This window comes from Rhodococcus sp. LB1 (assembly GCF_001583455.1).
In the GTDB taxonomy this organism is placed as follows: Bacteria; Actinomycetota; Actinomycetes; order Mycobacteriales; family Mycobacteriaceae; genus Rhodococcus_F; species Rhodococcus_F opacus.
In genome coordinates, this window is record NZ_LTCZ01000002.1 from 5,434 (window position 1) to 32,274 (window position 26,841).

The 26,841-nt window shown below is 70.8% G+C and carries 1 protein-coding gene; it reads right to left on the minus strand.

Features of this window, described 5'->3' with window-relative positions:
- Positions 1–26,730 carry a non-ribosomal peptide synthase/polyketide synthase gene (locus AZG88_RS00160; RefSeq protein ID WP_061696759.1) on the minus strand — a complete coding sequence of 8,910 codons (26,730 nt, stop codon included), beginning with the start codon at positions 26,728–26,730 and terminating at the stop codon, positions 1–3.
- Between the last annotated feature and the right edge of the window lie 111 nt (positions 26,731–26,841).

Here is a 26,841-nt window from a genome sequence, read left to right on the forward strand (position 1 = left end):
TCAGCGGATTCGGTTCTCGCGGTGCCGGGTGCGATCGGCCTCGAGATACCTCGACAGCACCGGACCGATGACGGCGAGGGACTGCGGCTCGATCATGTCGTTGTGCCCGCAGTCCACCGGATGCTCCACGATTCGACCTGTCACGAGCGGCCGCCACTCGTCCGCCGACCGGGCGCGCGTGGCGCCGTCGTCGTCGCCGGTCGCGGGGAAGATCAGCAGCTCGCCATCGTAGACCTGCGGATTGAACCGGTGGACCAGGTTTCGCGAATTCTCGTATCCGGCGTTGATTCGCTCGAGGTGTTCTCCGCGCAGTCCGGAGTCACTGCCCCACGATTCGTTCAGCAGTTGCGCCGCGCGTTCGTAGGTGAGGTCGCCGTCGGTGGCGACGACGAGCCCCAGGCCGCGCAGCAGATCCCGCATGTCGAGCTTCCCGAACAGCGGATCCTCGCCGTTGTCGGGATAGCTGTCCATGACCGCCAGTGTGGCGACGTCGTCGCCGGCCCTCTGCAGTTCGACGGCCATCGCGTGCGCGATGACCCCGCCCAGCGACCAGCCGAGCAGGTCGTACGGTCCCTCCGGCTGGATGGCCTTCATCTCCTCGACGTACCGGTGCGCGAGTTGTTCGATCGACTGGTAGTCGCCGTCCCCGCTGATCGTGGGCAACTGCAGTCCGAACGCGCGGCGGTCGGCCGGCAGATACCGGACGAGACCCGCATACCCCCAGGAGAGCCCGATTCCCGGGTGGACGCAGAACAGCGGTCGTCCGGCGCCCTCGGTGCGCAGCGGAATCACCACCCCCAGCGCCTCCGTCACACCGCCCTCCGCCGACGGCAGAGCGATCCTGCGGGCGAGGCCGGCCGGGGTCGGATCGAGGAACATCCATTGCAGCGGGATCTTCCGATCGAGTCTCTCCTGCAGGGCGGCGATCACCTTCGTGGCGAGCAGGGAGTTTCCGCTCCTCTCGAAGAAGTTGTCCTCGGCCCCCACCCGGTCGAGACCGAGCACCTCGGCGAAGACCTCCACGACTGCCGCCTCGAGGTCGTTCGCGGGCAACCGGAAGCGGACGCCAGAGAGGAAATCGGGTGCGGGCAGTGCGGCGCGATCCAGCTTGCCCACCGGCGTCAGTGGAATCTGGTCGAGGACGACGATCGCGGCGGGCACCATGTGGGCGGGCAGACGCTCCCCGACGAGCCTGGTGAGTTCCGCGGGGTCGATGTCCGCGCCGCCGATCGCACGGACATACGAGACGAGCAGCGGTTCCCCGGCAGGCCCGGCACGGCCGATGGTGACGGCGAACCCGACGTCGGGATGATCGGTGAGTGCGGCGTCGATCTCGCCGGGTTCGATGCGGAACCCGCGGATCTTCACCTGGAAGTCGCTGCGCCCGACGTACTCGAGGGTGCCGTCCCGGCGCCACCGCACCACGTCTCCCGTGCGGTACATCCGCTCGCCCGGGGCGCCCCAGGGGGCGGCCACGAACCGGGAGGCCGTCAGACCGGGCCGACGGTGATACCCGAACGCCAGGGCGCGTCCCGACACATACAGCTCACCGACCACACCGACCGGCACCGGGCGCAGCCGTGAATCCAGCACCACCTCCGAGACGCCGCGGGTCGGTGCGCCGAGCGTGATCGGGTCGCCCGGCACCAGCGCCTCGCTGATGTTCGACATGATCGTGGTCTCGGTCGGACCGTAGGCGTTGAACATCCGGCGGCCGGGCGCCCACCGGGCGACGAGTTCGGGTGGACAGGCCTCACCGGCCACGACCAGCGTCTGCAGCGACTCGAAGCCGAGGGGGTCCATCGACGCCAGTGCGGTCGGGGTGACGAATCCGTGGGATACCCGCTCGTCGCTCAGCAGTCCGGCCAGTTCGGTGCCGCCGTAGATCGTCGGCGGGGCGATCACCAGCGTCGCACCCGCGCAGAACGCCATGACCAGTTCGAACACGGAGGCGTCGAAACTCGGCGACGCGAAGTGCAGCACCCGGGCGCCGGGTGTGACGGCGAGACGGTCGCGCTCCTCCGCGGCGAGGTTCGCCAGGCCGCGGTGCGTGACGGCCACTCCCTTGGGGATACCCGTGGATCCGGACGTGTAGATGAGGTACGCGGGATGCGCTTCGTGCAGCGGCGCCGTCCGGTCCGCGTCGGTGACGGGGGCAGGCGACTGCACCTGGATCCGCTCCTCGGCTTCGGCGTCGTCGAGCACGATCCAGTTCACGGTGCCGGGCAGCCGATCTCGGTGTGCCCGGAGGGTCACCCCGGACACCGCCCCGGAATCGGTGAGCATGTGCTCGATGCGGTCGAGTGGATACCCGGGGTCGACCGGCAGGAACGCGGCGCCCGTTCGAGCGACGGCCCACACCGACAGCACCGATTCGATCGAGCGCGGCAGGCTCAGAGCGACGGTGGTTCCCGGACCCGCACCGTCCTCGATCAGGCGGCGCGCCAACCGGTTGGAGGATTCGTCGAGTTCGCGGTAGCTGATCGTCCGGCCCCGGTACGACACCGCATCGGCGCTCCGGTCTCGTTCGGCCGCCGCCGAGAGCAGTTCCGGCAGCAGGACATTCGGGGCGTCGGGTGCACCGCGCGCCGGGGTGAGCGCCGCGACTTCGTCGGTGCCGAGGATCTCGATGTCGCCGACCGGAACACCGGGTTCCGCGGTGACGGTGTCGAGGATGCGCACGAACCGTTCTGCGAACCCGCGCACCGTGTCGGCGTCGAACAGGTCGGTCGCGTAGTCGATCGCACCCACCATGCCCGCAGCGCTGCCATCGACGGCGAACCGCTCGTCGAGGATCACCTCGAGGTCCACCTTCACGACGGCGAGGTCGGGATCGAGCCCCTCGACGGTCAGCCCCGGCAACCGCAGAGCGGGATTCTCGGTGTTCTGGAATTCGAGGGACACCTGGAAGAGCGGCGAGTGGGCGGTCGACCGCACCGGTCCGACGGCGTCCACCACCCGTTCGAAAGGCAGGTCGGCGTGCGCGAAGGCGCCGAGATCGGCGTCGCGGACCCGACCGAGCAGGTCACGGAACGGCTGTCCTGCCTCCACCGGGGTGCGCAGGGCCAGCGTGCCGACGAACATGCCGACGAGGTCGTCGAGGGCCGCCTCGCCGCGGCCGGCGATCGGGGTGCCGATCGCCACGTCCCCGGTGCCGCCGAGCCGGCCGAGCAGCACGGCGAGTGCGGCATGCACGATCATGAACTCGGTGGACCGGTGCTCTCGCGCCGCCATCCGGATCCGCTCGTGCAGGCCGGGGGCGATCGCGAAGCGCACCCGCTCGCCGCGGAACGACTGCTGCGCGGGACGCCGACGGTCGGCGGGCAGTTCGAGGAGTTCGGGCAGCCCGGCCAGCGCCGACTCCCAGTAGGCCAGTTGCCGCGAGATCAGCGACCCGGGGTCGTCCTCGGACCCCAGTAGCCTGCGTTGCCACAGTGTGTAGTCGGCGTACTGCACGGGCAACGGCGTCCATGCAGGGGCGCGACCGTGGACGCGGGACTCGTACGCGATCATCACATCCCGCACCAGCGGTGCCATGGAGAAGCCGTCGGCCGAGATGTGGTGGACCACCACGGCGAGCACATGATCCGTCGGGTCGAGGGAGAACAGGGCGACGCGCAGCGGGACGGCGGCGGCGACGTCGAAGCCGGCCGACACCAGCCGGGTGAGCTCCTCCCGGAGGAGGTCTTCGTCCACGACCGCGGTCGGGGCGAGCATCGGCGCTTGTTCTGATCGGCCACAGCCTTGGTGGCCGGTGGGCGACAGGATTTCCTGGACGGGTTCGCCGTCGCGGAGCGGGAAGCGGGTGCGCAACGACTCGTGCCGGGTCACGACATCCGTCACCGCTGCGGTCAGCGCATCCACGTCGAGGTCGCCGGTGAGCCGCACCACCATCGGGATGTTGTAGGCGGGCGAACTCGTGTCGAACTGGTTGATGAACCACATGCGTTGCTGGGCGTAGGACAGCGGGATGCGGTCGGGCCGGGCTCCGGCGGTGAGGGCGGGGCGGCCCGACGGACCCGCTCCCGCATGCTCGATGCGCGCGGCGAATGCCTCGACGGTGGGCGCCTCGAACAATGCCCGCACGCCGATGTCGGTGTCGAGTGCGGCGCGCAGGCGGGCCACCGCGCGGGTCGCGCTCAGCGAGTTGCCGCCGAGGTCGAAGAATCCCGCATCCGCGCTCACCCGGTCGAGGCCGAGGACCTCCGCGAAGACCTCGGCCACCGTCTCCTCGACCGGATCGGCGGGTGCCCGGTATTCGCGCGTGCCGACGTCGAATTCGGGTGCGGGCAGGGCTTTGCGGTCGAACTTGCCGACGGCGTTCAGCGGGATCTCGTCCAGCACCGTGATCGAGGACGGAACCATGTGGGCGGGCAGTCTGCTCGCGAGCCGGTGGGTGATCGTCTCGGTGTCGAGGGCACGTTCGGGTGCGGGCACGACGTAGGACGCGAGGAGTGTGTCCCCGGCCGGTCCGCGGTAGGCGACCGTGACGGCGAACCGGACGTCGGGGTCCGCCACGAGGGTGGTGTCGATCTCGCCGAGTTCGATGCGGAACCCGCGCACCTTCACCTGGAAGTCGCTGCGGCCGAGGTACTCGATGACGTGCTCGGCGGTCCAGCGCACGATGTCGCCGGTGCGGTACATCCGTTCCCCGGGATCGGCGGGGTCGGCGACGAACCGTTCCGCCGTCAGCCCGGGGCGGCGGTGGTAGCCGCGCGCCAGTCCCGCGCCGGCGAGGTACAACTCCCCCGGAACCCCGACCGGAACCGGCTGCAACCGGGAATCCAGCACCAACTCCGTGACACCGCGGATCGGTCCGCCGATGGTGATGCGCTCCCTCGGGGCCAGGGGATCGCTGATGTTGGACATGATCGTGGTCTCGGTCGGCCCGTACGCGTTGTACAACCGGCGCCCCGGCGCCCACCGGGACACGAGTTCGGGCGGACAGGCCTCGCCGCCGACGGCGACGTCGGTGAACTGATCCAGCCCCGCCGGGTCGAGGGACGCGAGCGCCGCTGTGGTGACGAATGCGTGCGTGACGTGCCGGTCCCGGATCAGCTGGGCGAGTTCGTCGCCGCCGAAGACGGTGGTCGGCGCGATCACCATCGTCGCCGCCGCGCCGAACGCCTGCAGGTATTCGAACACGGATCCGTCGAAGCTCGGTGTCGAGAAGTGCAGTGTCCGGGACTCGGGATCCGCACCGAAGCGGGCGAGTTGGTCGCGCGCGAAATTGTCGAGACCGCGGTGCGTCACGGTCACGCCTTTCGGCCTGCCGGTGGACCCCGATGTGTAGACGAGATATGCGGCCGAGTCGAGGGTGACCGGTGCCGTGCGGTCGCGGTCGTGGACCGGTTCCGCGGATCCGGCCGCGCACTCGGCGGCGAACGCCGCGTCGTCGAGAACCAGCCAGCCGATGTTCTCGGGCAGGCGGGCGCGATGCTCGGACGTCGTCAGCCCGAGTGCGCACTCCGAATCGGTGAGCATGTGCGTGATGCGCTCGCCCGGATAGTTGGGGTCGACGGGTACGAACACGGCCCCGGTCTTGGCCACCGCCCAGACACACAGCACCGACTCGATCGAGCGTGGGATACCCACGGCCACCGATGTTTCCGGGCCGAGTCCGCGGTCGATCAGAGCACGGGCGAGCCGGTTGGACCGCTCGTCCAGCTCCCGGTACGACACCTCGACGCCGCCGGACGACAGGGCGACCGCATCCGGTTCGACCGCGGCGGCGTCCGTGAAGATCTGCGGGAGCGTGCGGACGGAGCCGGCGGGACCACCGCGGACCGGTACCAGTTCCGCGCGTTCGCGCTCGGTCAGCAGCGACAGCCGGGCGAGCGGCACGTCGGGACCGGTGCAGGCGTCGAGCACCCGCACCACCCGCTCGGCGATGTCCTCGATCACACCGGGGGCGAACAGGTCGGGCACGTACTCGAACTTCAGGTGCAGGCTCGCCGCCGCCGACGCGACGAGGCTCAGCGGGTAGTGGGCGGCGTCGCGGGCATCCACGCCGGTCACGCGGAGCCCGGCGATGTCGGTGTCCTCCGACAGCCCGGCCCGGTCCACCGGGTACGACTCGAACACGGTGAGCGTGTCGAACCCGACGCCGGGACCCGCGGCGTCCTGGATCTCGGCGAGACCCGTGTAGTGGTAATCGAGCATTGCCGCCTGCTCGGCCTGCACCCGCTCCAGCAACGCGCCGAGCGTCTCCTCCGGGCGCAGCGTGACGCGCACCGGCACGGTGTTGATGAACAGCCCGACCATCGTCTCGATGCCGGAGAGTTCCGGCGGCCGGCCGGAGACGGTGGCGCCGAACACGACGTCGTCGCGTCCAGTGAGCATCCCCAGCACGATGCCCCATGCCGTCTGCAGAATGCTGTTGAGGGTGAGCCCGCGAGCGCGCGCGGATTCGCGCAGCCGGTCGGTCCGGTCCTCGTCGAGGTCGAACACCCACTCCCGCGACACGGTCGACAGCTGGCGAGCCCGATCGGCGGGCACCAGCAGCGTCGGTTCCTCGACCCCCGCGAGGGTGTCCGCCCAGGCCCGCGCGGCCAGGTCGGTGTCGCGCCCGTTCAACCACGCCAGGTAGTCGCGGTAGTCCCGTACGCGGGGCAGCGGCGCCGGGTCGGCATTCGTGGCGTACAGCGTGAGCAGTTCCCGGATCATCAGCGGCATCGACCAGCCGTCGAGCAGGATGTGGTGGTTCGTCGACACCAGTCGGCAGCGGCCGCCGGCCGTCCGCACCAGCAGGAACCGGATCAGCGGTGCGGTGGCCATGTCGAAGGGGGTGGTCCGGTCGGCGGCCAGCAGTCGCTCGATCTCGGCGGTCGCCGCGTCCTCGTCCAGTCCGCTCAGGTCGCTCTCCTGCCAGGGCACCGCAACCCGGCCCGAGACCACCTGCACGGCCCCGCCCTCGGTGTCGTGACAGAACGCGCTGCGCAGGTTCGGGTGGCGGTCGAGGACGGCGCCGGCGGCCCGGCGCAGTCGTTCGGCATCGACGTCGCCGCCGAGGTCGAGGATCAGCTGGACGAGGTACGCGTCCACCGATTCGTCGGCCAGTTCGGCATGGAACAGCATGCCCGCCTGCAGCGGCGACAGCGGCCAGACGTCGGTCATCGCCGGGTAGCGGCGCTCGAGGTCGTCGATCGCGCTCTGGCCGAGCCGGACGAGGTTCAGGTCGGACGGGGTGAAGCCGCCGCCACCGGACCGGGCGTGTGCGGTGAGGGCCCCGAGCGCGCTGACCCACAGCCCCGCGAGTTCGCCGACGTCGTCGGCGGCGATCACCCCGACGGGGAACGACCACGTGGCGGTAAGCGTGGGACCTGCGGCGGTGTCGGTGGTCCTGGCGTTCACGTCGACGACGGCCGCCGCGGGCAGCCCGGAATGCGCGGCGGCGGCGAGCCCCGCGTCGGAGACCGGCGTCCAGTCGCCGTCCGCCGCGGAACCCGAACCGAGCCTGCCGAGGTAGTTGAAACTCACCTGCGCGTTCGGCAGGGCCGCGAGTTCCGGAGCCGTCTCGGCGTCGAGGTAACGGAGCAGCCCGAACCCGATGCCGTGGTCGGGGATCGACTGCAACCGCTCCTTCACCGCCTTGACCGCAGCACCGGCGGCGGGTCCGGCGGCGAACGCGTCGTCGACGTCCACGCCGCTCAGGTCGAGGCCCACCGGGAAGATCGTGGTGAACCAGCCGACGGTGCGGGCGAGATCGGCGCCCGGAACCACCTGCTCCTCACGACCGTGCCCCTCGAGATTCACCAGCGCGCCGGACGACTCGATCCCGCGCGCCCGGCGCCAGCGTACGAGCGCCAACGCCAGCGCCGTCAGCAGTCCGTCGCCGACGCTCCCGTGGAAGGCCTGTGGCAGCGTCGTCAGCAGCGCCTCCGTCACTTCGACGGAGAGCTGGACCTCGACGTCGGAGGTCTGGACGTCGGATGCCGTGAGGGGCCGCGACCCGAGCGGCGGGTCCGGGGTGTCGAGCATCCGCCGCCACAGGTCGAGTTCGGCTGTGCGGGAGGGTTCCTGCGCCACGTCCGTGAGGGCGTGCGCCCACCGGCGCATCGACGTGCCGGTGCCGGGCAGGGTAGGCGGCTCACCCGACAGCACCTGAGCGCAGGCGAGGGCGAGGTCGGGAACGAGGATGCGCCACGACACCCCGTCGACCACCACGTGATGGGCAACGATCAGCAGCCGTCCGGCGGCGGCCGGCGTCGCGCTGCTCGCGAACCACACCGCCTGCACCATCACCCCCGACTCCGGGTCGAGCCGGCCCGCGGCGGCGTCCAGTTCGCGGGACGCGGCCTGGGTGAACGAGTCCGCGGCGTCGGGCGGCACCGTGCGCACCACGGCGGTCGCCCGCACCCAGCCGGGTGGCGCGACCACCATCGCCGCACCGCGCTCGGCCCGGTCGCTGCGGTACAGCCGGGCGCGCAGCATGTCGTGCCGGTCCAGGACGGCCTGCATCGCCGCCGTCAGCGTGTCTTCGTCCAGTGCGGCGGGGGTCGTGAACAGCGCGGCCTGGGAGTACCGCCGGAAATCGCCGTCCCTGCCGAGCATCCAGTGCACGATCGGGGTCAGCGGCAACTCGCCGACGCCGCCGCCGGGCAACTCCTCCAGCGTGACGGTCTCCTCCCCCGCGGTCGCGACCTCCGCGAGTGCGGCAACCGTCTTGCGTTCGAACACGTCCCGCGGGGTGATCACCACCCCGGAGGCCTTCGCCCGGGTGACGAGCTGAATCGACATGATGGAGTCGCCGCCCACCGCGAAGAACGAATCGTCGACACCCACCGATTCGATTCCGAGGACCTCGGCGAACAGGGCGGCCAGGATCCGCTCGGTCTCCGTGGCGGGGGCACGACCGAGCGACACCTGCCGTCCGAAGTCCGGTTCGGGCAGCGCCCGGCGGTCGAGTTTGCCGTTCACGGTGAGAGGCAGGGCGTCGAGCACCACCACGGCCGCGGGCACCATGTGCGCCGCCAGCCGGCCGGCGACCGCGTCGACGATTCCGGCCGGGTCCAGCACCCGGCCCGCCTCGGGCACCACGTAGCCCACCAGTCGTTCGCGCCGCGCCAGCACCACCGACTGCGCCACACCGTCGCAGTCGAGGAGCGCGGACTCCACCTCGCCGAGCTCGATGCGGAAACCCTTGACCTGGACTTGGAAGTCGTTGCGGCCCAGATATTCCAGCTGGCCGTCCGTGTTCCACCGGCCGAGGTCGCCGGACCGGTACATCCGCGACCCGGGTGTGTAGGGGTCGGCCACGAACCGGGTCGACGTGAGCGCGAACCGGCCCAGATAACCCCGGGACACCTGCGCGCCCGACACGTAGAGTTCCCCGACCACTCCCGGCGGCACCGGGTGCAGGCGGGTGTCGAGCACGTAGACGCGCAGGCCGGGCAGCGCCCGGCCGATCACGGAGGCCGAGGCGGACGCTGCGAGTTCCTCGTCCAGCGGCAGGTGACTGACGTGCACGGTGGTTTCCGTGATGCCGTACATGTTCACCAGCACCGGGGCGGTGTCGACGCGCCGCGCGTACCAGCGGGTGAGCTGCCCCAGGTCGAGGGCTTCGCCGCCGAACACCACGACGCGGAGGGGGAGTTCGGCGGCACCGGCCACCCGGTCCGCCTCGGCGAGTTGGTAGAAGGCGGTGGGGGTCTGATTCAGGACGGTGACGTTCTCGTCCCGCAGCAGTCGCAGGAACACGTCGGGTGAGCGGGTGGTGAAGTAGTCGACCACCACCAGCCGGCCGCCGTGGAGCAGCGCACCCCACAACTCCCACACGGAGAAGTCGAATGCCGCCGAGTGGAACATCGTCCACACGTCGGAGGCATCGAACCCGAACAGGGGCTGCGTGTTCGCGAACAGGGTGACGACGTTGCGGTGCGCCACCTGAACGCCTTTCGGCAGGCCCGTCGAGCCGGAGGTGTAGATGACGTACGCCACCGAGTCCGGGCGCAGTGGCCCGGTCCGGTCGCCGTCGGTCACCGGCAGCGGAGACGTACGGTCGAGTTCGGCCACCGTCTCCGCGCTGTCCGCGAGGAGGAGCGGGACCCCGCTCGCCCGGACCGCGTCGGATTCGGCCTCGGTGGTCAGCACACACACCGGCCGGGCGTCGGCGAACACGAACGCGAGCCGCTCCGCCGGGTACGTGACGTCCACGGGCACATAACCGGCGCCCGACTTCACCACCGCGAGCAGCGCCACCACCAGATCCACGGACCGCGCGGCGGCGACGGCCACCAGCGTCTCGGGGCCGGCGCCCCGCACGATCAGCAACCGCGCCAGACGATTCGCCCGGGTGTCCAGCTCTTCGTAGGTGAGCGAGACGCCTTCGCACGCGACGGCCGTCGCGTGCCGGGAACGCCGCGCGGCCCGCTCGAACAGTTCCGCCAGGGTGGCGTCCGGCGCGGCGGGCTCGGCGAGCGCCGGCAGCACCAGATCCCGCTCCACCGTGTCCAGGATCTCGATGTCGCCCACCGGGATCCCCTCGGCAGCGGCGACCGACTCGAGCACCCGCAGGAACCGGTCCCCGAACCGCGCCACGGTGCCGCGATCGAGCACGTCCGTCGCGAACCGCAGTCCGGCAGCGAGTCCGGCCGGTGCGCCGTCCGTGTCGATCTGTTCGGCGACGCTCAGTTCCAGGTCGAACTTCGCGACGCCCAGGTCCACGTCGAGCGAGTCGACGGTGAGTCCGGGCAGTTCGAGGTGGGTGCCCTCCGCGTTCCGGAATTCGATGAGCACCTGGAACAGAGGGGTGTGCGACGTGGATCGTTCGGGGGCGAGATGGTCGACCAGCCGCTCGAACGGGATGTCCGCGTGCTCGAACGCACCGAGATCGGCGGCCCGGACCGCAGTCAGTACCTCACCGAACGACGCCCGCGGATCCACCGCCGTCCGCAGGACGAGCGTGTTGACGAACATGCCCACCACGTCGTCGAGTACCGCCTGCCCGCGACCGGCGACGGGCGTACCCATCGTGACGTCGTCCGTGCCCGACAACCGGGACAGCAGGACGGCGAACGCCGCGTGGACCGCCATGAACAGCGTCGAATTATGTCGGGCCGCGATCGTGTTCAATGCCCGGTGCAGCCGGGCCGGGACGTCGAATTCGACGACGTCCCCGCGGTACGACCGCTGGGCGGGGCGCGGCCGGTCGACCGGGATCTGCAGCACCTCGGGCGCACCGGACAGGGTGTCCGTCCAGTAGCCCAGCTGCCTCGACAGCACCGAGTCGGGGTCGTCGACCGCACCGAGGAAGTCCCGTTGCCACACGCTGTAGTCGGCGTACTGCACGGGCAGCGGGGTCCAGCCGGGGGTGTCCCCCACTGTCCGGGCGGTGTACGCGAGCATGACGTCGCGGGCCAGCGGCATCATGGAGAACCCGTCGGCGGCGATGTGGTGCACGACGATGGCGAGGACGTGCTGCTCGGGTTCCAGCTCGAACAGCATTGTGCGGAACGGGATCTCGTCGCTCACGTCGAAACCGGCGCCGACGAGGGCTGCGAGGGCGTCCCGCAGTGCACGGTCACCGGCGACGGCCACCGGATCGAGGCGGGGGGTGGCCCGCCCGGGATCGACGATCACCTGGTGCGGTCCGTCCACCGACCCGGGAAACACGGTGCGGAGTGATTCGTGCCGCTCGACGACGTCACCGACCGCAGCGAGCAGGGCGGCGTGATCGAGGACTCCGGTCAGCCGCAGGGCGATCGGGATGTTGTAGGCAGGCGAGGACGTGTCGAACTGGTTGACGAACCACATGCGTTGCTGCGCCAGCGACAACGGGATCCGGTCGGGGCGTGGTCGTGCGGCGAGTGCCACCGACGGGGTGGTCGCCGTCGCCGCCGAGTCGATCCGGACCGCCAGATCGGCGACGACGGGCGCGTCGAACAGTGCGGCCACGCCGATCCCGGCGTCGAGGGCGGAGTTGATGCGCGCCACCGCCCGGGTGGCGCTGAGCGAGTCGCCGCCGAGTTCGAAGAAGCTGTCGTCCGCACCGACGCGCGGGGCACCGAGCACGTCGGCGAACACTTGCGCGACGGCCTCCTCGACCGGAGTGGTGGGCGCCCGGTAGCCGATGGTCGCCGACGTGAATTCCGGCGCGGGCAGCGCTTTCCGGTCGAGCTTGCCGACGGGGGTCAGTGGAATCTCGTCGAGGACCACCACCGCGGCGGGCACCATGTATTTGGGGAGGATCCGGCCCGCGAACGCGAGCACGTCCGGCGCCGCCACCTCCTCGCCGTCGTGCGGCAGCACGTACGACACCAGTGCGGTGTCCCCCAGCGGGCCCGGCCTGCCGAGAGTCGCGGCGAAGTCGAGGTGTGGGTGGGTGGTGAGAACCGAATCGATCTCGCCCAGTTCGACGCGCTGACCGCGGATCTTCACCTGGAAGTCGCTGCGCCCGAGGTATTCGAGGGTGTGGTCGCGACGCCACCGCACCACGTCGCCCGTGCGGTACATCCGGCCGCCGCCGTAGGGGTCGGCGACGAACCGCTCCGCGGTGAGAGCCGGCCGCCGGTGGTATCCGCGGGCCAGCGCCGGTCCCGCGATGTACAGCTCGCCGGGCACCCCGGCCGGAACGGGCTGCAGCCGCGCGTCGAGGACCGACAGCGCGATGCCGCGGACGGGGCTTCCGATGGTGACCGGTTCGCCCGGGCTCATCGGCCGGCTGAAGGTGGTGAGGATGGTGGCCTCGGTGGGACCGTACCCGTTGTACATCGCCCGATCCGCACCCCACGCGGCGACCAGTTCGTCGCCGACAGCGTCGCCGGCCACGACGAGCGCCTCGAGGTGCTCGATGCGGTCGCGCTCCACGGTGGCCAGGACTGCCGGGGTGATGCAGGCGTGGGTGACGCGTTCGCGCCGCAGCAGCGCGGCCAGTTCCGCCCCGCCGTAGACGTCGGGGGGAGCGATGACGAGCGTCGCCCCGGCCGCACACGACTGGACGAGTTCGAGTATCGCCACGTCGAAGCTGGGTGAACAGATGTGCAGGCACCGGGCGTCGGGCGAGACGGTGTAGTGCTCGGTCTGTTCGGTGAGCAGGTTCGCCAGACCGCGGTGGGTGACGACGACGCCCTTCGGCCTGCCGGTGGACCCGGACGTGTAGATCGCGTACGCGGCGTGGTCGACGTCGAGCACCGACCGGCGGTCCAGGTCGGTGACGCGGACCGGCGATGCGGCGGCCCACGTGCTGTCGAAGGCCGGATCGTCCAGCACCAGCCACGGCACGGAACCGGGCAATCGGTGCCGGTGTGCCGACGTCGTCACACCCAGTGCCGCACCGGAATCGGCCAGCATGTGCTCGATGCGGTCGGCGGGATAGTTCGGGTCGACGGGCACGAACGCCGCGCCCGCTTTCGCGACCGCCCACACGGCCAGCACCGATTCCCGTGATCGGGGTAGCCCGAGCGCCACGAACGTCTCCGGCCCGGCACCGCGTTCGACGAGGACGCGGGCCAGCGCGCTCGACCGCTCGTCGAGTTCCCGGTAGCTCGTCTCGCGTCCGTCGAAGACGAGTGCGGGCGCCTCCGGCCGGTTCCCGGCCGAGGCGGTGAGGATCTCGGGCAGGGTCTTCGGCGGGCCGGCGGGGGCCCCGGACACCGCGGTGTACTCCCGGAGTTCGGCCTCCGACAGCAGGGTGAGGTGGGCGATGGGTGTGTCGATGTCCGACAGCAGGATCTGCACGACGCGCGCGACGCGGGCCGTCACCGACTCCGCGAACTCGCTCTGGAAGACGTTCGGCTGGTAACGCAGTCGCAGGTGCAGTCCGGTGTCGACGTGCGCCATCAGGGTGAACGGGTAGTGGGTGGAGTCGATCCCCTCGATCCCGGCGACGTGCATGCCGTCGATGTCGGTGTCTTCCGACAACCCCATGCGGTCCACCGGATACGACTCGAACACGGTCAGCGTGTCGAATACGGCGCCCTCGCCCACGGCGCGCTGGATCTCGGTGAGTCCCACGTAGTGGTGATCGAGGAGGGCGGACTGTTCACGCTGGAACCGCTGCAGCAGTTCGGCGAGCGTCTCCTCGCGGCGCAGGCGCAGCCGGACGGGCACCGTGTTGATGAACAGCCCGACCATCGACTCGATGCCTGCCACTCCCGGTGGGCGGCCGGACACCGTGGCTCCGAAAACCACGTCCTCACGTGTGCCGAGTGTGGTCAGCACGAGCCCCCACGCCACCTGGACGAGGGTGTTCATCGTCAGCCCGTGCTCCCGCGCGAGGGTCTCGAGCGCCCGGGTCTTCTCCTCGCCCACGTCGAGTCGCACGTCCTCGGGTTCGGCGAAGCTCTGCTCGCCGCGCGCGGCGGGCGCCACGAACGTCGGCTCGTCCGAGCCGGCGAGGGCGGATACCCAGGCGGCCGTGGACCGTTCGTGGTCCTGCCTGCCGATCCACTGCAGGTAGTCGCGGTAGGAGGTGACGCGGGGCAGGGCCGTCGTGTCGCCGTCCGTGGCGTAGAGGACGAGCAGGTCCTTGATCACCAGTGGCGTCGACCACCCGTCGAGGAGGATGTGATGGTGGGTCACGACCAGCCGGTACCGGTCGGGTGCGGTGCGCAGCAACGTGAATCGGAGCAGCGGCGCCTCGGACATCTCGAACGGGACGGCGCGGTCGGCCGCGACGAGTGCCGCCGCCTCCGTCGCGATCCGGGTGTCGTCGAGATCCGACAGGTCGACGTCGGTCCACGGCGCGGTCGCCCTGGCGAGTACCACCTGGACCGGTCCGCCACCGGTGTCCGCGAACGCCACCCGGAGGTTCGCGTGCCGGTCGAGCAGGCCCTGTGCGGCGCGACGGAGTCTGGCGGAGTCGACGGTGCCGCGGAGGTCGAGGACCAGTTGCACCTGATACGCGTCGAGGCGATGCTCGGACAGCTGCGCGTGGAACAGCAGACCGGCCTGCAGCGGTGACAACGGCCAGATGTCGGCGAGGTCCGGGTAGGTGCTCTCGAACCGGTCGATGTCCGTCTGCCCGACGGACACCAGATCGAGATCGGACGGCGTCAGCCCGCCGGCGCCCGGACGGCTCGCGTGCTCGGCCAGGGCGGTGAGTGCCCGAACCCACAGTGCGGACAGCTCTTCCACGTCCTCGGCGGCCAGCACACCCGTGGGGTACGACCACGTCGCGGTGAGTACCGGTGCGCCGTCCCGGGCGGTGGTGGCGGCGTTGACGTCCACGACCCAGGCGGCGGGCATGTCGTAGTTCTGGGTTCCGCCGAGGTCCCCGCTGCCCGCGACGGGCAGCCAGGGCACGTCGCCCCCGCTCGTCGCGACCCGGCCGAGATAGTTGAGACTCACTTGCGGTGGCCGGAATCGGCGCAGTGCCTCCGAGCCGACCGGATCCAGGTACCGCAGCATCCCGTAGCCGATGCCGTGATCGGGGATGGCGAGGAGTTGTTCCTTGATCGCCTTGATCGCGGACCCGGCCGCGTCGTCGCCGGCGAGGGCGGCGTCGACGCCGATGCCGGTGAGGTCGAGTCGCGCCGGGAACAGTGTGGTGAACCACCCGACGGTGCGGGACAGGTCGGCGCCGGGCACGACGTGGTCTTCGCGTCCGTGACCCTCGAGGTTGATCAGCACGTCGGTCGTCTCGACCCCACGACGGCGCCGCCACCGAATCATCGCCAGCGTGAGCGCCGTGAGGAGGCCGTCGCCGACGGTGCCGTGGAAGGCGGCGGGCAGCGTGGTGAGGAGTGCCTCGGTGACGTGTGCGGGTACTTCCACGGTGACGCGTCCCGTCGTGGCATCGACGTCGACTGCGGGATCCAGCGGCCGGGAGCCGACGAGCGGATCGGGGCCGTCCAGGATCGACTGCCACCGGCCGGCTTCGGCGCGTCGAGGCCCTACGGCATCGGTGAGTCCGTGCGACCACCGCCGCATCGACGTCCCCACCGCAGGGAGCGCCGCGGTCAGCCTCTCGGTGACGCAGGTGTGGGCCGCCGCCAGATCCGAGATCAGGATCCGCCACGACACGCCGTCGACCACGAGATGATGCGCGACCAGCAGCAACCGCCCCTGCCCGCCGGGACCGTCGAACCAGAGCACCTGCACCATGCTGGCCGAGGCCGGGTCCAGGCGGTCCGCCGCCGCGTTCAGTTCCGCTCTCGCCACGGCGTCGAAGTCACCGGCGTCGAACGACGTCACGGGCACGTGATGGATCAGCGCGTCGGCCTGCACCGATCCGGTCGGCAGCACCGTCATGGCCCACTGCCCCGCCTCGTCGACGGCGAGCCGCGCGCGGAGCATGTCGTGGCGGTCCAGCACGGCGTCGACGGCGGCGGCGAGATCGTCACGGGTGAGCCGGGGCGGCGCGGTGACCAGCACGGCCTGGGAGAACCGGTCCAGCCGGCCGCCGCTGCGCCCCAGCATCCACGCGACGACGGGTGTCAGCGGAACCGGGCCGACGCCGGCGCCGGGAAGTTCCTCCAGCACCACGGTATCCGCGCGCTCGTAGTGGGCCACCTCGGCGAGACCGGCGACGGTCCTGCGCTCGAACACGTCCCGCGGGGAGAGGATCAGGCCGGCTGCCTTCGCGCGGGCCACCAGCTGGATCGACATGATGCTGTCGCCGCCCAGCGCGAAGAACGAATCGTCCACACCCACCGACTCGAGTCCCAGCACGTCCCGGAACAGACCGGCGAGCAGCGCCTCCGTCTCGGTGCGTGGCGGACGACTGTCGGTGGCGGCGACACCGAAGTCCGGTTCCGGCAGCGCCTTCCGGTCGAGCTTGCCGTGGACCGTCACCGGGAGCGCCGCGATCACCACGACGGCGGCGGGCACCATGTACGACGCGAGCCGCGTGCCCGCGAACTGCAGCACTTCGCCCGGATCGATGTCCGCCCCGGGTTCGGGGACCACGTACCCGATCAGCCGGTCGCCGGACCGTTCGTCCCGGCGCACGTCGGCGACCGCCGCCGCCACGTCGCCGTGCGCGAGCAGCGCCGATTCGACCTCGCCGAGCTCGATCCGGAATCCGCGGATCTTCACCTGGAAGTCGGTGCGCCCCAGGTAGTCGAGTTGCCCGTCCACCGTCCAGCGCACGAGGTCGCCGGTCCGGTACATCCGGCTGCCCGCCGGCCCGAAGGGGTTGGCCACGAAGCGTTCCGCAGTCAGCGCGTATCGCCCGTGATAGCCGCGTGCGAGCGCGGGGCCGGTGAGATACAGCTCCCCCGCGACCCCCGCCGGTACGGGATGCAGCCGCGCGTCGAGGACCGCCTCGGTGAACCCGAGCGTCGGCGCGCCGATCGTGACCGGTTCGCCCGGCGCCAGCGGGGTGCTGATGCTCGACACGACGGTCGACTCGGTCGGACCGTACGCGTCGAACATGGCCCGGCCCGGCGCCCAGCGGGCCACCAGTTCCGGCGGGCAGGACTCGCCGCCGGTCACCACGCACCGCACGCTCTCGAGGCCGGCGGGATCGACCGAGGCGAGCGCCGCCGGGGTGACGAAGCAGTGCGTGACCCGCTCGCGCAGCAGCAGATCCGCGAGCTCCTCGCCGCCGTAGACGGACGGGGACGCGATCACCATCGTCGCGCCCGGCCCGACCGCCAGCATCAGCTCCAGCACGGAGGCGTCGAAGCTCGGCGACGCGAAGTGCAGGGTGCGGGACGCCGCCGTCGTGTCGAACGTGTTCTGCTCCGTCGCAGCGAAATTCGCCAGACCGCGGTGCGTGGTCACCACGCCCTTCGGCCTGCCCGTCGATCCCGACGTGTAGATGACGTACGCGGGGTGGTCCACGTGCAACGCCGACGTACGGTCGGTGTCGGTCACCCCCGCCGCCGGGAGCAGCGCGAGTTCGGCCTCGGTCCCGGGGTCGCCCGGCACCAGCCACGGGATCGACGCGGGAAGGGCTGACTGCAGCGCGGCCGTGGTGAGACCGGCGACGGCGCCCGAGTCGCCGAGCATGTACTCGATGCGCTCGGCCGGATGATTCGGGTCGACCGGCAGGAACGCGGCCCCGGTCTTGGCCACCGACCAGACGGCCAGCACGGATTCGATCGACCGCGGCAGCGCCAGAGCCACCACCTGTTCCGGGCCGACGCCGCGCTCGATCAGGAGCCGGGCGAGCCTGTTCGACCATTCGTCGAGGTCGCGGTAGGACACCTGACGCCCTTCGAAGGACAGCGCCGCAGCGTCCGGGTCCGCGGCCCTGGCGGCCGCCAGCAACTGCGGCAGCGTCCGAGCCGCCACTCCGGGGCCGCCGCTCGCGGACGTCAGTGCGACCCGCTCGCCGGCGCCGAGGACGTCGACGTCGCCGACCGGGGCGTCCGGCGACTCGATGACGGCACTCAGGATCCGGACCAGGCGCGCGGCGAACGCGGCCACCGTGTCCACGTCGAAGATGTCGGTGGCGTACCCGAGTGCCGCACTGATGCCCGCGGGATGTCCTTCGGCGTCGACGTTCTCCCGCAGGGTCAGCTGGAGGTCGAAATTGATCGTGTCGAACGCGAGGTCGAGGGGTTCGACGTGGAGGCCCGGCAGCTCCAACTCGGGGCGCTCGGTGTTCTGGAATTCGAGCATCACCTGGAACAGCGGCGAGTACGCCGTCGAACGGGAGGGACGCAGGCTCTCCACGACACGTTCGAACGGGACGTCCGCGTGCGTGAACGCCCCGAGATCGGCCTCGCGGACCTGCCCGAGCAGCTCGGCGAACGTGCGGGCGCCGTCGACGGGGGTCCGGAGCACGAGAGTGTTCACGAACATCCCGACCAGGTCGTCGAGCTCGGCCTCCCCGCGGCCCGCGATGGGTGTGCCCACGGCGACGTCGTCCGACGCGCTCAGCCGCGACAGCAGGACGGCCAGCGCGGAGTGCAGGGCCATGAACACGGTCGACCCGTGCCTGCGTGCGAGCTGCAGGACGCTCCGGTGGAGGTCCGGGTCGATCTCGAACTCGACGCGGCCCGCGCCCAGGGTGCGGGCGGCCGGGCGGGGCCGGTCCGTCGGCAGTTCCAGCACATCCGGGAGGTCGGCCAGTGTCGCGGTCCAGTAGTCGAGTTGGCGGGCGAGCGGCGAACCGTCTTGGTCTTCGTCGCCGAGCCAGTCACGTTGCCACAGTGTGTAGTCGGCGTACTGCACGGGCAGCGGGGTCCAGTCCGGCGCGGCGCCGCGGCGCCGCGCGGTGTACGCCGACAGGACGTCGCGGGCGAGCGGAACCATCGAGAAGCCGTCCGCCGCGATGTGATGCACGACCACGGCCAGCACGTGCTCGTGCTCGTTCACCCCGAACAGCCGGGCCCGAACCGGTGCCTCCGCCGTCACGTCGAACCCGGCGGAGAGCAGGCGGTGCAGTTCCGCGTGGAGGTCCACCGACTCGACGGCGTGCGGCGTGAGAGCGGGCGCCACCTTCTCTGCCGGGAGGATCACCTGCCGCGGACCGCTGTCGGTGAGGGGGAAGACGGTGCGGAGGGACTCGTGGCGCTCGACGACGTCGGCGACGGCCGCCTCCAGCGCCTGCGCGTCGAGCGTGCCGGTGAGGCGGAGCGCGATCGCGACGTTGTACGCCGCACTGGCCGTGTCGAACTGGTTGATGAACCACATCCGCTGCTGTGCGAGCGAGACGGGGACCTCCCGCGACGGGTCCCGCGGGGCCGGCGCCGGCCGGGATTCCAGGTTGGAGTCCCCGGCCTCGGCGCGGGCGGCCAACCCGGCGACAGTCGGGGCGTCGAACACGTCCCGCACGCCCAGCCGGTCGCCGACTGCAGCGTTGACGCGCGCGACGAGCCGGGTCGCGGTCAGCGAGTTCCCTCCGAGTGCGAAGAAGCTGTCGTTCGCCCCCACCCGGACGATGCCGAGAAGGTCGGCGAACACCGCGGCGACGATCTCCTCCACCGGATTGCGCGGGGCGGCGAATCCCACCGTCGACGTGCCGAAGTCCGCTTCGGGCAGCGCTTTCCGATCGAGTTTGCCGTTGACTGTCAGGGGCAGGGCGTCGATCACCACCACCGCGGCCGGCACCATGTACGACGGAACGCTCGCCCCGACCGCGTCGAGTACCGCCGCCGCATCGACATCGGCACCGGTCTCCGGGACCAGGTAGCCCACCAGCCGGTCGCCGTCCCGGTCGTCGCCGCGCACCACGACCACCGACTGCGCCACCCCGGGGCACGCGGCCAGAGCCGCCTCCACTTCGCCGAGTTCCACCCGGAACCCGCGCAGCTGCACCTGGAAGTCGCTGCGCCCCATGTACTCGAGCCGGCCGCCCGCACCCCACTTCACGACGTCACCCGACCGGTACATGCGCGCGCCCGCCCGGTGGTGGTCGAACGGGTCGGCGACGAAACGCGTCGCGGTCAAACCCTGCCTGCCGATGTAGCCGCGGGTCACCTGGTCGCCGGACACGTACAGCTCGCCCACCACCCCGGGCGGCACCGGGTGCAGCCGGCCGTCGAGGACGTAGACACGCAGACCGGGGAGTCCGCCGCCGATCACCGAGCCCGGCACCGACGCCGCCAGCGCACGATCGAGGGCGAGGAAGCTGACGTGCACCGTGGTTTCGGTGATGCCGTACATGTTCACCAGCACGGGGGCCCGGTCGTCGTGCCGGGTGTACCACCGCTCCAGTTGCCCGACGTCGAGGGCTTCGCCGCCGAAGATCACGTGCCGCAACGACAGTGGCGATCCGCCGGTGTCGTCGACGGCGTTCGCCGCGCGATCGGCCTCCGTCAGCTGGTAGAACGCCGTCGGGGTCTGGTTCAGCACCGTCACCCGTTCCCGGCGCAGCAGTTCGAGGAACGTGTCCGGCGACCGTGCGGTGAAGTAGTCGACCAGCACCAGCCGGCCACCGTGGACGAGCGCACCCCACAGTTCCCAGACGGAGAAGTCGAACGCGTACGAGTGGAACAGCGTCCACACGTCGGACGAGTCGAACCCGAACAACTCCCGCGTGTTGGCGAGCAGCGTGACGACGCACCGATGCGACACCTGGACGCCCTTCGGTCGCCCGGTCGACCCCGACGTGAAGATGACGTACGCGACGGCGTCGGCCCGCAGTGGCCGCAACCGGTCCGAGTCGGTGACCGGCAGCCCGGACAGTGCCGTCACCGCACGCGCCGTCGACGGATCGTCGAGCGCCACCACCGGAACCCCGGTCGGCGCCAGCGACGCGAATTCCGCGCTCACCACGGCGCAGACGGGCCGCGCGTCCTCGAACATCGCTGCCACCCGCTCGGCGGGATAGCTGGTGTCGACCGGGACGTACCCGCCACCGGCGGCGAGCACCGCCAGCAACGTCACCACGAGGGCAGGCGTGCGATCCACCATCACCGCGACCAGCGACTCGGTTCCCACACCCTCGGCGATCAGCAACCGGGCCAACCGGTTCGCCCGCTCGTCCAGTTCGGCGTAGGACAGCGTCCCGTCACCGCACACGACCGCAGTGGCGTCCGGGGTCGACGCGGCCACCCGCGCGAACAACTCGACCACGGTCTGCGCGTCGGCGGTGACACCCGCACGGTTCCACCGGTCCAGCACCAGGTCGCGCTCGATCGCACCGAGAACCGGGATGTCCCCCACCACCGCCGCCGGGTCGTCGACCACCGCCCGCAGCACCCGGACGAATCGTTCCCCGAACCCCTCCACCGACGTCCGGTCGAACACGTCCGTCGCGTACAGGAAGGCGGCGGCCATACCTGCGGCGGCGCCCTTCTCGTCGTGGTATTCGGCGAGCGACAGCTGCAGGTCGAATTTGGCGACCCCCGGGTCGACGTCGACCGCCTCGACGGTCAGGCCCGGCAGTTCGAGGTGGGCGCGCACGGTGTTCTGGAATTCGAGCAGCACCTGGAACAGCGGCGAGTGGGATGTCGACCGGCCAGGTGCCAGCTCGTCGACGACGCTCTCGAAGGGAACGTCGGTGTGCCCGAACGCGCCCAGATCTGTGTCGCGGGCCCGGGCCAGCACGTCGGTGAACACCTCACCGGACTCCACCGGAGTCCGCAGCACGAGCGTGTTGACGAACATCCCGACCAGGTCGTCCAGCGCCGCCTCGCCGCGACCCGCGATCGGGGTGCCGATGGCGACGTCACCCGACCCGGTCATCCTCGACAGCAGCACGGCCAGCGCCGCGTGCATCACCATGAATAGGGTTGCGTGGTGCTCGCGCGCGAGGAGGAGCAGTTGCCGGTGCAGGCCCGCGTCGATCGAGAACGCCGCGGTCGCACCCTCGAGGGAGCGGGTGACCGGCCTGTTCCGGTCGAGCGGCAGGGCGCTGACCTCCGGGAGTTCGGCCAGCACACCGCGCCAGTACTGCAGCTGCCGGGACATGAGGCTGTCCGCGTCGCCGGCGCTGCCGAGGAGGCGACGCTGCCACACGCTGAAGTCGGCGTACTGCACGGGCAGCGGCTCCCAGCTCGGCGGCGTCCCGGACCGGCGCGCCGAGTAGGCGACCATCAGGTCGCGGGCCAGCGGCGCCAGCGACGCCCCGTCCGCGGCGATGTGATGCACCACGATCACCAGCACGTGTTCGTCGGGGCCGGTCCACAACAGCGCCGCGCGCAGCGGCACCTTCGCACTCACGTCGAATCCGCCCGCGAGGAGGGTCGCGATCCTCTCGTGCAGCGACTCGTCGCCGTCGACGTGCGGGGTGAGGTCCGGGACGACGTCCGCGGTGTCGACGATCACCTGGTACGGCCCGTCCGTCGACGCGGGATACACGGTGCGCAACGACTCGTGCCGCTCGATCACGTCCCCCACCGCGGCCCGCAACGTGTCCGAGTCCAGAGGTCCGGTGAGGCGCACGGCCATCGGAATGTTGTACGCCACCGAGGACGTGTCGAACTGGTTGAGGAACCACATCCGCTGCTGCGCCAGCGACAACGGGATCCGGTCGGGCCGCTCCCCGACGACCAGGGGTGGTCGGTCCACGAACTCCGTACCCGCACGGCGAACGTAGGCGGCCAGCAGTTCGACGGTGGGCGCCTCGAACAACGCCCGCACACCCACATCCGATCCGAGTGCCGCGTTGACGCGCGCGATCACCCGCGTCGCCACGAGGGAATTTCCGCCGAGGTCGAAGAAGCTGTCGTCGACACTGATCCGTTCGACGCCGAGGACCTCGGTGAAGACTTCGGCGATCGACTCCTCGACCGGGTCGGTAGGCGCCTTGAACTCGGCGGCGGCGGACAGGAACCGCGGTTCCGGCAGCGCCGCGCGGTCCAGCTTGCCGACCGGGGTCAACGGGATCTCGTCCAGCACCACGACGACCGAGGGAACCATGTACGCCGGCAACCGGTTCCGCACCTGTCGCAGCAGTTCCGTCGTCTCGATCGGCCTGCCGGGGGCCGGGACGACGTACGAGACCAGGACCGTGTCCCCGGACGGCCCCGGCCTGCCGATGGTGACGGCCAGCCGCACGTCCGGATGTGTCTGCAGCATTGCGTCGATCTCGCCGAGTTCGATGCGGAAACCCCGCACCTTCACCTGGAAGTCGCTGCGTCGCAGGTACTCGAGCGTGTGGTCGGGCCGCCACCGCACCACGTCACCGGTGCGGTACATCCGGCCCCGGCCGTAGGGGTCGGCGACGAACCGCGCCGCGGTGAGACCGGGACGGCGGTGATAGCCCCGCGCCACACCGGCACCGGCGATGTACAGCTCACCGGGTACCCCGATGGGTACCGGATGGAGCCGGGCGTCGAGTACCACTTCCTCGGCGCCTCTGATCGGACCGCCGAGTGTGATGGGGTCACCCGGGGTCATCGGTGCGCTGATGTTCGCCATGACGGTCGTTTCGGTGGGACCGTACGCGTTGTGCAACCTGCGGTCCGGCGCCCACCGGGCCACCAGTTCGGGCGGGCAGACCTCACCGCCCACGACCACGTCGAGGAAGTCGCCCAGCGAATCCGGCGGGATCGTACCCAGCGCTGCCGTGGTGACGAAGCCGTGCGTGACACGTTCCGACCGCAGTAGGTCGGCCAGTTCCGGGCCGCCGTACGCGGACGGCGGCACGACCACCATCGTGGCACCCACCCCGAACGCCTGCAGGTACTCGAACACGGACGCGTCGAAACTCGGCGTCGAGAAGTGCAGTGTCCGGGACGATCTCGTGGCGCCGAAACGTTCCTGCTGGTCGGCCGCGAAGTTGTCGAGCCCGCGGTGCGTGACGGTGACGCCCTTCGGCTGCCCCGTCGAGCCGGACGTGTAGATCAGGTACGCGGAATTGTCGAGGTGCAGGGGCCGGATGCGGTCGGAGTCGGTCACCGGATTGTCCGACCGGGCCGCGCAGGCGGCCTGGAAGTCCGGGTCGTCGAGCACGCACCAGGGAATCGAATCGTGGAGGCTTCCCCGCAGCGACTCCTCCGTCAGGCCCAGCACCGCACCGGAATCGGCGAGCATGTAGTCGATTCGGTCGGGCGGGTAATTCGGGTCCACCGGGACGAATGCCGCCCCCGTCTTCGCGACGGCCCACACGGACGCCACCGACCGGAACGAGCGCGGCAGTGCCAGCGCGACGAACGATTCCGGCCCCACCCCGCGGTCGATCAGCATCCGCGCGACCTGTGTCGACCACCGGTCCAGCTCGCGGTATGACAACTGCTCGCCCTGCCGCGACAGGGCCGTCGCCGCCGGATCCAGCGCGGCGGCGTCCGCGAAGAGGTCGGGCAGGGTGCGCTCGGACCGGCCCGGCCGTCCTCGTACCGGTGTAAGCGCGGAACGTTCGTCCGCGGAGAGGATCTCGATGTCTCCGACCGGAACCTCGGGGTCGGCCGCCATCGCGCCGAGTATGCGGAGGTACCGCTCGGCGGCCACCCGGATCGTGTGGGCGTCGAACAGTTCTGCGGCGAAACCGAATTCGACGGCCACACCAGCCGGAGCCCCCGACTCGTCGGCCGCTTCGGTCACGGTCACGCACAGGTCGAGGCCGGAGACGGTGGAACCCGGGGAGCGGGGCGTGCGGGTGTCGAGGAGCACCTGGACGATCGGTGCGTACGCGTCCGACACCGACACGCCGAGCTCCCGGACCAGCCGGTCGAACGGAACATCACTGTGCGCCACCGCGTCGGTGGCGACGTCCCGGACGTGCGACAGATAGTCGTGGCACGACACCTCGCTCGCGTACCGCGACCGCACCACCACGGTGTCCGGGCGATCGCCCACGTCCACGGCAATTCCGACGGCGATGTCGCTGCTTCCGGTGACCCTGCCGAGCAGGATCGACAGGGCCGTCAGGAACACCGTGCGGGCGGCGGTGCCGGCGGCGTCGGCCAGTGCGGCCACGCGACGGTGCAATTCCCCCGGCACCACCACGGTGACCCGGTCGCTCGCCGGTGACAACCTCGCGGGCCGCCGGCGGTCGGTGGGCAACGGCAGGAAGTCGGGTAACCCGTCCAGTTGCCGGCGCCAGTACTCGATTTCCTCGGCCTCGCGCAGAAGTCGTTCGCCGGTGCGGGAACTGGTCTCGTGGATGCGGCCCACCCGGGACGCCGGGTCTGCGGTGGCCAGTTCCTCGAGCAATTCGACGAACTGCCGATGGTGTTCCCGCAGTTCCGCGTCGTCGTAGCGGCTGGGGTTCGCGCGGAAGTCCACGAAGATCCTGGTGGGGGTGCCGCTCTGATACACGTTGATCAGCAGGTCCTCGACCGGACCCGACGTGACGATGTGGAAATCGCCGAGAAGCGAACCCAGCGCGACCTCCTGGCGGAACAACATGACGTTCACCATCGGCCCGTACAGTGCCGTCGTCGCGGTGTCGCCGGCGTCGCGGCGGATGTCGTCGAGGCTGCACCGCTGGTGTCGCAGTGCGGCGACCAGCTCACGCTGGACCTTCTCGATCAGTTCCGCGACGGTGTCGTCGGCCCGGACGCTGACGGGCATCGGGGCCACGTTGACGAGCATGCCACCGGAATTGCGCAGCACCGCCGTGGTGCGCGCCGACACCGGAATGGTCACCAGCACATCGGTTCTGCCGGTACGTCGCGACAGGTAGCATGCCGCGGCCGCGATGATGGTCGCCGCCGACAGGCTGTCGCGGGAATCGAGAACGGCCACGACGTCGTCCGAGAGGATGGCGCTCTCCACCGTGCTGGTGGCCGACACCTGGCCCGCCGTCCGCGCCAGCGTGGTGCCCTCGAGCCCGGCGACCCGCGCCGCCCAGTACTCCCGATCGGTCACGAAACGCTCGGAGGCGCGGTACCGGCTGTCGATGTCGTACAACTGCCGCAGACTCACCGCCCGGTTCGGATCCGGTTCGCGGCCCCCGACTTTCGCGGAATACCGGTGCGCGATGCGGCGCAGCATCGTCATGGCCCCGTAGCCGTCGAGGGCGACGTGGTGAATCCTGCTGTACCATAGGAAGTGCGTGTCACCGGTCTGCAGGATCGACGTCTCGACCAGCCGGTCGGCGCTCAGGTCGAGCGGCGTGACGTAATCACGTTCCATCCATTCGTGCGCCGCCGCCACCGGGTCGTCTTCCGCGCGGAAGTCGATGTACGCGATCGACGTGTCCGTCCGATGGTCCACATACTGCAGCGGCCGGCCCTCGACGGCGTACACCTTGAGGAAGGGTGATTCGAACTCGCGGGCCGCTTCCACCGTCTCCTGCCGGAGCAGGTCGATGTCGAGCACACCGTGGAACTCCACGTACTGGGCGATGGAGATCGGGACCTGCGGTTCGAGTTGCTGCGCGAACCATGTGGCCCGCTGCGCCGCCGAGAGCGGAATCGGTTCGCCGCCGCCCGGAACACGGAGGTCCGCGGGGCGGCGCGTTTCTCCCGCCCCCGGAACGGGTCCTTCACCTTGTCCAGGGCACACTCGAACTCGACCTCGCCCCGCCCTACCAGGACGGACGCACTGTTTCGAGTATCCGCCCGCAAGGCTCGCCGGGTCCAGGGCACTGCGGGCCCAAAGCCGCCAATGGATACT